This is a genomic window from Sphingomonas sp. Leaf62, assembly GCF_001421915.1.
Classification (GTDB): domain Bacteria; phylum Pseudomonadota; class Alphaproteobacteria; order Sphingomonadales; family Sphingomonadaceae; genus Sphingomonas.
In genome coordinates this window covers 1-9238 of sequence record NZ_LMLN01000031.1, presented here as the reverse complement: position 1 = coordinate 9238, position 9238 = coordinate 1, and the positions used below count along the sequence as shown (strand labels likewise).

The 9238-nt window shown below is 62.1% G+C and carries 9 protein-coding genes and 1 pseudogene; 8 read left to right on the top strand and 2 right to left on the bottom strand.

From position 1 onward, the window contains the following. The first annotated feature begins 424 nt into the window (after positions 1 to 424). The 3 genes from ASE91_RS18095 (at position 425) to ASE91_RS18085 (ending at position 2145) form a co-directional block, all read left to right on the top strand. A complete protein-coding gene (locus ASE91_RS18095) occupies positions 425 to 805 on the top strand; it encodes a hypothetical protein (protein WP_200911286.1) in 381 nt (126 codons plus the stop codon). 108 nt (positions 806 to 913) lie between these two features. Next, entirely contained in the window at positions 914 to 1318 is a 405-nt protein-coding gene (locus tag ASE91_RS18090) for a limonene-1,2-epoxide hydrolase family protein (protein WP_056628944.1), read from the top strand. A 143-nt stretch (positions 1319 to 1461) separates the two neighbouring features. Then, complete coding sequence (locus ASE91_RS18085) at positions 1462 to 2145, top strand: glutathione S-transferase family protein (protein WP_056628937.1); 684 nt, start codon at positions 1462 to 1464, stop codon at positions 2143 to 2145. 228 nt (positions 2146 to 2373) lie between these two features. On the opposite strand, the gene ASE91_RS18080 is transcribed toward ASE91_RS18085, so the two are convergent. Further along, positions 2374 to 3252 carry an SDR family oxidoreductase gene (locus ASE91_RS18080; protein ID WP_056628933.1) on the bottom strand — a complete coding sequence of 293 codons (879 nt, stop codon included), beginning with the start codon at positions 3250 to 3252 and terminating at the stop codon, positions 2374 to 2376. Positions 3253 to 3367: 115 nt separating this feature from the next. Between ASE91_RS18080 and ASE91_RS18075 the strand changes: the two genes are divergently transcribed. Further along, a complete protein-coding gene (locus tag ASE91_RS18075; protein WP_056628929.1) occupies positions 3368 to 3988 on the top strand; it encodes a TetR/AcrR family transcriptional regulator in 621 nt (206 codons plus the stop codon). 91 nt (positions 3989 to 4079) lie between these two features. Beyond that, the gene (locus ASE91_RS18070) at positions 4080 to 5102 is read left to right on the top strand and encodes an alpha/beta hydrolase (RefSeq protein WP_056628923.1); all 1023 of its coding nucleotides are present in this window, start codon (positions 4080 to 4082) and stop codon (positions 5100 to 5102) included. Positions 5103 to 5126: 24 nt separating this feature from the next. Here ASE91_RS18070 and ASE91_RS19050 read toward each other — a convergent pair whose 3' ends face one another. After that, a complete protein-coding gene (locus tag ASE91_RS19050) occupies positions 5127 to 6008 on the bottom strand; it encodes a LysR family transcriptional regulator (RefSeq protein WP_082454119.1) in 882 nt (293 codons plus the stop codon). 165 nt (positions 6009 to 6173) lie between these two features. Here ASE91_RS19050 and dctA point away from each other — a divergent pair, with 165 nt between their 5' ends. From dctA to ASE91_RS18050, 3 genes and pseudogenes are all read left to right on the top strand, one after another. Then, entirely contained in the window at positions 6174 to 7487 is a 1314-nt protein-coding gene (gene dctA / locus ASE91_RS18060) for a C4-dicarboxylate transporter DctA (RefSeq protein ID WP_056628918.1), read from the top strand. Positions 7488 to 7521: 34 nt separating this feature from the next. After that, positions 7522 to 8685, top strand: a complete 1164-nt coding sequence (locus tag ASE91_RS18055) for a mandelate racemase/muconate lactonizing enzyme family protein (RefSeq protein ID WP_056628916.1) — start codon at positions 7522 to 7524, stop codon at positions 8683 to 8685. Positions 8686 to 8779: 94 nt separating this feature from the next. After that, a pseudogene (locus tag ASE91_RS18050) lies at positions 8780 to 9238 on the top strand (hypothetical protein); the annotation flags it as partial.

The window sequence follows — 9238 nt, the reverse complement described above, 5'->3', positions numbered from 1 at the left end:
GCGTCTCCTCGACGATCCTCAGCTTCTCAGGCGTGCTCCAGTGACGGCGACGACCGCCGTCGGTGATGATCTCGGACACGGACATAAGCCTATGCTCAGGAGATAGCCCCAAGCCTCCTTCTTAGGCTTAATTCCGTCCGGTCAAAACAGGGGCCAGCTCAGTTGCTGACCGGCGTGCGGAGGCTGAGCATGAGTAACAGGATCGTCCTCGATGCTTCCGCCCTGCTCTGCTTGCTGAACGACGAGCCAGGCGCAGAGCGGGTTGCGACCGTCCTCACGCGATCCGTCATCGGCGCGGTGAATTTCGGCGAGGTGGTATCGAAACTCCGCGAGCGGGGCATTTCGTTGGATGAGATCCGGGAAGCGCTAGGTGGCCTGCATCTCGATGTGCGTCCTCTGACCACGTCGCAGGCAATGACGATCGGTGACTTGCGACCCGCCACCCGGATCGCTGACGACCAAGGGCAAGCCGGCGGGCGATCCCGACCGCATCGCTATTCCGGTCGCCGCCGACAACGATCGGGAGCGCGCCGTCGCGATGGCGCTGGTGGAAGATACCGGCCTCGACGCGGTGGATGCCGGCACGCTGGCCGAATCGTGGCGCCAGCAGGGCGGCTCGCCATCCTATTGCACCGATCTCAGCCGTGACGAACTGCCGGCGGCGCTGGCGGCGACCGATGCGTCGCGCTCAGGCGCCCGTCGCGACCTCGCGATCGCCGTCGTCATGGAGCGGATGATCGGCGACAAGGCGACGTCGGTGGATTCGGAGCATTTCGTCCGCGTCGCCCGCGCGCTGTTCATGTGATCCCGCCGATGGCGCGGCGTCTCGACATCGTCACGCCGGGCCGCGCATCACCGACGTCGTTTGCTGGCGGTCGGCTCGAACCAACCTGATATTGCATAGGACCATATCATGAGTGATCCCGTGGCCGTCGTAGGCGAGTTCGTATCTGCGATGAATGCAGATACGAACGGTATGATCGAGGCGTGCCGTCGCTATTTCACCCCCTCGACGATCTGGAACAATGTCGGGTTCGCCCGGACGGTAGGAGCGGATGAGGCGATCGGGCTTATAAATCAGCTTGGCGCGAATATGGGTATGGCGGCCATGAAGTTCGACCTGCTCGCCATCGCCGCCGTCGGCAACAAGGTGCTGACCGAACGGATAGATTACATGCTGGACGCATCGGGTAACACGCTGGCGACCATCCCGCTGATGGGGATTTTCGAACTGGACGCGGACGGCAAGATCAGCCGCTGGTCGGACTATTTCGACACCGCAGGATTTCAGGCGGGATCGGCGGGTAACGGCGAATAGCCTTCCAATGCGCCGGGTGGCGATCCGTTCAACGTTATCGGTCGGGTCCGCAACCTCGCCGACGAAAAGATCACCGCCTTCGCCGCCTCATCGGTCGGCGCGATGATCTGTTCCCCTGTTTCGACCGTCCCCAGGAGCATCCGATGAAGATCCATGATCGTGAAGCCGCCCCACACCCTGCCCGGATCCGCATCGTGCTGGCCGAGAAGGGACTCACCGACCAGGTCGAAATCGTCAGCGTTGACCTGTTCTCGGCCGAGCAGAAACAGCCCGAGTTCCTCGCAAAGAATCCGATCGGGAAGATCCCGCTGCTGGAGCTGGACGACGGCACGATCATCTCCGAATGCACGGCGATCACGGAGTATCTCGACAATCTCGACGGCAACCCAACCCTCACCGGCAGGACACCGCGCGAGAGGGGTCTCATCCACATGATGCAGCGCCGGGCCGAGGCGATGATGATCGATGCGGTGGACGACTATTTCCATTACGGCACCCCCGGCCTCGGCGCGGCATTGCGGCCGTGGCGCGCCCCGGAATGGGCCGGTCGCAAGGAATGGGGGGAACGACGCGGCGCCTACGCCGTCGCCAACCTCCCCTATTTCGACGGGGTGCTGGCGGATCAGCCCTTCCTCGCCGGGACGGCCTTCACCATGCCGGACATCACTCTGTTCGCCGGCCTGATGTTCGCGGATCTCGTGGGCCTGCCGATCGACCTGGGGCTCGAGGCGCTGCATGCCTGGCGCGCCAGGGTCGGCGAGTTGCCGGCGGTCAAGAACCGCAGCGGTCAGACACCGCGCGCCGAAGATATCGCGCGGCAAGGCTGACGCGTCGACGCCTGCCTGCCGGGCGCGGGTCACGCCCGACGAGCCTTGGTCGGCAAGCGTAGCGCCCGCGACGGCAACGTTGCTGAACATCGCCCTGTCAGAGTGCGTCCACACAGTGTCAGCCGCCATCGTCACAAGTGCATCGCGAAGCCATCCAGGACGCCTTGACCCGGCGCGGCATAGCCTCGCGATGCACATAAAGAGGGGGCGATCCGACCTCATCCTGCGCTAGAGCATCTTTTCCATGCCCATCGCCGTCAGGACGCCGTGCTGGATCGGCGCAACGGCGTCGTTGATCTGTTGCACGCCGAAATCCAGCCCATCGGGCATCACGACGGTGCGCAGCGGTCGCCGTTCGGTGGCAGCCACCAGCCTGGCGATCGCGTCGGCGACGCGTTGCGGTCGGGGCGGGTTGGCGGGATCGAACTGCTGATCGGAATGGTCGACGATCTGGCGCGGGATCGCCGCGACATCGCCGTAGGATGCGAGCACGCCGGCATCGGACGGCTGCGGGCTGGACGCGATAAGGTTGCTGGGAAACGGACCCGGCTCGACGATCACCGAATCGACGCCGAAGCTCGACAATTCGTAGCGATAGGTCTCGGCCAGTGCCTCGAGCGCGAACTTGCTGGCGGCATAGATGCCGAAGAACGGAATGGTAAAACGCCCCATCAACGATGTGACCTGCACCAGCAGGCCGCTGCCAGCCGCGCGCATGTGCGGCAGGACGGCGCGATCGGTCCGGATGGCACCGAAGACATTGACGGCGAACAGCCGCTCAACATCGGCGACCGTATACGCTTCGGTCACACCGATCGGCATCAATCCGGCATTGTTGACCAGCACGTCGATCCGACCATGCTGCGCGATGAGGCCATCAATCGCGGCCTGGACCGATGCGTCGTCGGCGACGTCCATTTCGAGCACCTGTAACGGATTACCGTCCGCCTTCGCGGTCTCGATCAATTCGTCGCGAACGCCGCTGTTGCGCCCGTCGACGTCGCGCATCGTCGCGACCACGATGTGGCCCTGCCGGGCCAGTTCCAGCACGGTCAGTTTGCCAAAGCCGCTGCTTGCGCCGGTGACGACCACGATTTTTCCGCTCATTTTCGAACCCCGTCGATTGTTAAGACACCGCTAGAATATACAGACTTGTCTGTTTTAAAAACCCAATAGACAGCCCGGTCTGTCTATTTTTGGTCAGCCGCGCTATATCGGAGGAATGACGGTAATTTCAGATGTTCATTCGACCCATCCGGACGATCGACCACTCGCCGCCCTTCCGCCGCGGGAGCGCATCCGGAGGACCGCGTCCGACCTTTTCTATCGGCGCAGCATCCATACGGTCGGGATCGACCGGATCATCGCCGAAAGCGGTGTGGCCAAGATGACCTTCTACAAGCATTTCCCGTCGAAGGTGTCGCTGATTACCGATTATCTGCGCAGCCAGAGCGGCGTGTGGATCCGGATGCTGGCGACGGCGACCGAGCGTCCCGGCCTGACCCCGGTCGGGCGCGTGCTCGCCATCTTCGACGCGCTCGACGGGTTTTTCCAGGATCCCGGCTTCCGGGGATGCCCGTTCGTCAAGGGGCTGTCCGAATTCGGCCCCGAGGGGGACACGCCTGAAATCCGGGCGATGATCGACGGCTATTTCGAAAGCCTCGACGCGCTGGTTTCCGGTCTGGTCGCGCCGCTGGACGTTGCCGATCCGAGGAAGACGATAGTACAGATCCTCACACTCGTTCAGGGTGCGATCGTGATGGCGCAAGCCACATCCGACCGGAGCATCGGCGGCGCGGTCCGTGATGCGGCGCGGATGCTGCTGGAGCCGCCGAGCATATGATCGAGCAATGTTTGATGCAGGCCCTGATCCGGCGTTCGGTTCCGGGCCGGGTCTGCCGCTTGAGAATTTCGATTGGTCAGGAGGAAGCGCGATGAAGATGCAATGGCCGTTACTGGCGATGATGGGGGGCATGGCCATGACTGGTCCGGTTCAGGCGCAGACGGTGCCGGCAGCGGCAGGCGGCGGCGCGCAGACGATCCGCGTTCCGGTAATGACGGGACAGGTCGATACGATCGGCGGGGTCATCTATTCGCAGATCAAGTCGCAGCGAGCCATCCGACCGCTGAGGATGACGGTACTGGTGCCCCGCAACGACGATCTGAAGCCGGCGATCGTCTACTTCCCCGGCGGCGGCTTCATCTCGGCGGACTATGAGAAGTACAGCGAGATGCGGACCGCGCTGGCACGCGCCGGTTTCGTCGTCGCCGCAGCGGAATATCGCGTGGTGCCGGACAAGTTCCCGGCCTTGGTGCAGGATGGCAAGGCGGCGGTCCGGTACCTGCGCGAACATGCGGCTGACTATGGCATCGACCCGGCGCGCATCGGCGTGATCGGCGATTCCGCTGGCGGCTATGTCGCCCAGATGCTCGGCACGACCAACGGTGAGCGCGCGTTCGACAAGGGTGATTTTACCGACAGGTCCTCCGACGTGCAGGCGGCGGTAACGCTGTACGGAATCTCCGATCTGCGCAGCATCGGCGAAGGCTTCTCGGACGCGGTGCAGAAAGTGCACCAATCCCCGGCGGTGACGGAGGCGCTGCTCGTCAACGGCCCCGCTTTCGGGACCTTTGCAGGTGCATCGATCGTCAGCAACCCGGAAAAGGCGCTCGCGGCGAGTTCGATAGGGCATATGAAGGGCAAGAAGCCGCCCTTCCTAATCATGCATGGGACCGCCGACACCCTGGTATCCCCGATGCAGAGCCGGCATCTTTACGACGCGCTCAAGGCGGGTGGCAACGATGCCGAACTCATCCTGGTCGATGGGGCGGCGCACGGCGACATCTACTGGTATCAGACGCCGATCATCGATCGCGTGGTGACGTGGTTCAAGGCAACGCTCGGCGAGCCGATCAAGGGTGCCGCCAAGACGAAGGGGCGCGGCTCCAACCTGTAAACTGCCGTCCGCCTGCGGGTGCCCTCAGCGCCCGCAGGCGGCGGTCCAGAGCGCTTCCGAGATCTTCGACAGAGATGTCGTCGGTCGGGCGAGCGTGATGGCGATCGCCGTGCGATAGGTTTCGTCCCCGGCATAGGCGATCCTACCTGTCGCCAGCGCCGATGCGGCGAGCGACAGCGGCACCCACGCCACCCCGGCCCCGTCGACCGCCATCGACAGCAGCGCAGCCGCCAGTTGTGACTGCAACACCATTGCCAAAGGAGGCCTTACGCCCCGCGCTGCCCAATCAGCATGAAGGATCCGACCCAAGCCAGATTCTGTGCTGTAAGCCAGGTATGGAACCTCGCCATCCCCAAGCGTCCAGCGTGGCTGTCCCCCTTCGCTTGGTTGACAGACTGGCACCAACAAATCGGTCCCGATTTCGACGCGCACAAAATCCTGCGAATCAAGCGACGTTTGAAGCAGACGGTGATGGTGTGACAGGAGGAAGGAGGCTTCACCTCGCTGCATCACCCTCTCACACGCCTGCATGCTATCCGATTTCAAATTGATGGGTTCGTGTGGTGCGTGCTCGACGATCCACTTTGGAAAAAATGTGAACGACAATGCATGCGTTGCGGCAACAGTGATAACTGATTTTGCCTGATCCAAGATCTCCAAAGCCGCAACACGCGCCCGATACAGATCGCGGACTGACACCTGTATATAACTCTGGAACTGCTCTCCGGCCGCGCTCAGGTCGGTTCCCGTCTTTGTACGGATAAATAGCGGAGTTCCCACCCATTGCTCGAGTGAGCGGATTCGTCGTCCAAATGCCGGCTGTGTGACATTCCGGCGTTCAGCTGCACGAGAGAAATTGCGCTCCTCAGCCAGCGTGAGGAAATCCTCGAGCCAATCAAGCTGCATCGTTCTCACCCCGGGGCTCTAGCATCCTGACCCATGGCTGTTCCATTATGCCGATTCGGCACCATAGGCATCCATATTGGCATTTGATTGCGTCAGCAATCTTGCCGAAACCTCCCGCTAAGAACAAAACAAATTTGCCCTTAGCGAGAGAGCCGGAGAGAAACGATGGCGCGACGCCTTCTAGGCCAGTTGTACGTGCAGGTACTGATTGGCATTGCCCTGGGGGCGCTGATAGGCGTTGTGCTTCCGGACGTAGCCGTAGCGCTGCAGCCGCTCGCCGACGCCTTCATCAAGCTCATCAAGATGCTGCTTGCCCCGATCATCTTCGGCACGGTTGTCCTCGGCATCGCGAAGATGGGCAATGTGAAGGAGGTCGGGCGGATTGGCGTTCGCGCACTAATCTATTTCGAGATTGTCTCGACTCTTGCGCTTGTCATCGGGCTAGTCGTCGTCAACGTCATGAAGCCGGGCGTTGGCATGAACATCGACGCCTCAACGCTTGATGCCAGTGGCATCGCTAAATACCAGCCCGCCTCGCAGGAACAGCACGGCGTTGTCGACTTTTTCCTGAACATCATCCCCAAGACGATGGCCGACGCCTTTGCCCAAGGTGCGATGCTGCAGATCATCCTGATCGCAGTGCTTATCGGTTATGCGCTGGTGTCGATCGGCAAGCGTGGCGAGGCGCTGACCGCAGTCATCGAGTCGATGACGCAAACACTATTCCGCATCGTCGGCATGGTCATGAAGCTCGCGCCGATCGGTGCGGGTGCAGGTGTCGCCTACACGATCGGCAAGCACGGGCTCGGCTCGCTCTGGGGCCTCGGCCACCTGATGCTCGCGGTCTACCTTACCTCCGCCGTTTTCGTCGTGTTCGTGATTGGCACCGTCGCGCGCTGGGCGGGCTTCCCGCTCATGCAGTTCTTCCGGTATTTCAAGGACGAACTGCTTGTCACCTTCGCCACCTGTTCGACTGAAGCGGTGTTGCCGCGGATGATGGCGAAGCTGGAACGTTTGGGCGTCGCCAAGCCCGTCGTCGGTCTCGTCTTGCCGACCGGTTATACTTTCAATGCCGACGGCACCTGCATCTACCTGACGATGGCGGCGATCTTCATCGCACAGGCCACCAACACGCCGCTGACGCTGTGGCATCAGATCGTCATTCTAGGTGTCCTACTGCTGACGTCGAAGGGATCTGCTGGTGTCGCTGGCGGCGGGTTCGTCACGCTGGCGGCAACGTTGTCGACCTTCCCCGACATTCCTGCCGCTGGTCTCGTCCTGCTGCTCGGCGTCGATCGCTTCATGAACGAGGCCCGCGCCGTCACCAACCTGATCGGCAATGGCGTCGCCACCATCGCAATCGCGAAATGGGAAGGCGGCCTGAATACCGAAACGGTGAAGGCCGTGATCGCCGAACAGAAGGGCGAACGGCCAGCCAGTATTACCCTTCATCCCGCCGGTCCGGCGGACACCCACTGATCCTCATTCATCACGGATACCTAAGGAGCCTTCAATGCGCATCATCGACGTCTGCGAGATCACCCAACCCATCTCGTCACCCATCCGCAACGCGTACATCGACTTCAGCAAGATGACCGCCAGCTTGGTTGCGGTTGTCACCGACGTCGTCCGCGACGGCAAGCGGGTGGTTGGCTACGGCTTCAACTCGAACGGCCGCTACGGCCAGGGCGGCCTGATCCGCGAGCGGTTCCGCGACCGGATTCTCGAAGCTGCGCCAGAAAGCCTGCTCGACGACGCCCGCGACAACCTCGATCCGCACAAGATCTGGGCGGCGATGATGACCAACGAGAAGCCCGGCGGTCACGGTGAGCGCTCGGTCGCCGTCGGCACGCTCGACATGGCGATCTGGGACGCAGTCGCTAAGATCGAGGGCAAGCCTTTGTTCCGCCTGCTGGCTGAGCGGCATGATCGTGAGGCGAACCCCCGCGTGTTCGTGTATGCAGCAGGCGGCTATTACTACCCTGGCAAGGACAACAGCGCGCTGTGCGCCGAGATGCGCGGCTATCTCAATCGCGGCTATAACGTCGTGAAGATGAAGATTGGTGGCGCCTCGCTTGAGGAAGATCGCGGCCGGATCGAGGCGGTGCTGAAGGAAATCGGTTCGGAAGCGCAGTTGGCGGTCGACGCCAATGGACGCTTCGATCTCGAAACCGGCATCGCCTATGCCAAGATGCTGCGCGAGTACCCCCTGTTCTGGTACGAGGAAATCGGCGATCCGCTCGACTACTCGCTGCAGGCGGCCATCTCGGAATATTATCCTGGTCCGATGGCGACCGGTGAGAACCTGTTCTCTCACCAGGACGCTCGCAACCTGCTGCGCCACGGCGGGATGCGCCCCGATCGCGACTGGCTCCAGTTCGACTGTGCGCTGTCCTATGGCCTGGTCGAGTATCTACGCACGCTGGAAGTGCTGAAGCAGTTTGGTTGGTCGCCTTCGCGTTGCATCCCGCATGGCGGTCACCAGATGTCGCTCAACATCGCAGCCGGTCTGGGTCTGGGTGGCAATGAGAGCTATCCCGACCTGTTCCAGCCTTATGGCGGCTTCCCAGACGGCGTGAAGGTGATCGACGGGCACATCACCATGCCCGAGCTGCCCGGCATCGGCTTCGAGGGAAAATCCGACCTCATCAAGGTGATGCGCGAGCTCGCGGAGTAACTTTCCGTGGCGGGGCGGCAAACCGCCGCCTCGCCTGCCCAGCGAAATTGGAAAAGACCGTTCAGGCATCGACCAGACGGCAGAGAGGCGTCGCATGAACCGGCTACTTCTGATGCAGGGATGCGGCTTTGCGATCCTAAGCTTGGCGATCACACATGAAGCCCCGGCACAGGAACGGACTCCCTCCGCGATCGAGGTACGGGAGACGCCAGCACCGGCGACACCGGTTGCCACCCCCTACCCCGACGCTGCCGCGGGAGACGGCAACACGCAGCAGGGCTACAATCCGCTACGCTGGGCTGAGGGTTGGCGCAAAATGCGCGACCCGTCAAAACGAGACGATTTTTTGGATCGGTGGAAGTACATTCCGATCGGTTCCGACAACATATACCTCACGCTCTCGGGCGAACTTCGTGCGCGAGTGAATTATTTTTCTAATCCACAGGGGCGAGACGCTGAGTATCAGCGGCAGGACAGCTATCGCATTTTCCTAGGGTCAGGACTCGTTGATTACAGCCAGAAGATGATGGTGGCAGCCAGGGCGATGGCGGAG

Bases quoted from the DNA above. Each gene is read 5' to 3' on its own strand.
- ASE91_RS18090 (WP_056628944.1), top strand. From the start codon at position 914: ATGAGTGATCCCGTGGCCGTCGTAGGCGAGTTCGTATCTGCGATGAAT.
- ASE91_RS18085 (WP_056628937.1), top strand. From the start codon at position 1,462: ATGAAGATCCATGATCGTGAAGCCGCCCCACACCCTGCCCGGATCCGC.
- ASE91_RS18080 (WP_056628933.1), bottom strand. From the start codon at position 3,252: ATGAGCGGAAAAATCGTGGTCGTCACCGGCGCAAGCAGCGGCTTTGGC.
- ASE91_RS18075 (WP_056628929.1), top strand. From the start codon at position 3,368: ATGACGGTAATTTCAGATGTTCATTCGACCCATCCGGACGATCGACCA.
- ASE91_RS18070 (WP_056628923.1), top strand. From the start codon at position 4,080: ATGAAGATGCAATGGCCGTTACTGGCGATGATGGGGGGCATGGCCATG.
- ASE91_RS19050 (WP_082454119.1), bottom strand. From the start codon at position 6,008: ATGCAGCTTGATTGGCTCGAGGATTTCCTCACGCTGGCTGAGGAGCGC.
- dctA (WP_056628918.1), top strand. From the start codon at position 6,174: ATGGCGCGACGCCTTCTAGGCCAGTTGTACGTGCAGGTACTGATTGGC.
- ASE91_RS18055 (WP_056628916.1), top strand. From the start codon at position 7,522: ATGCGCATCATCGACGTCTGCGAGATCACCCAACCCATCTCGTCACCC.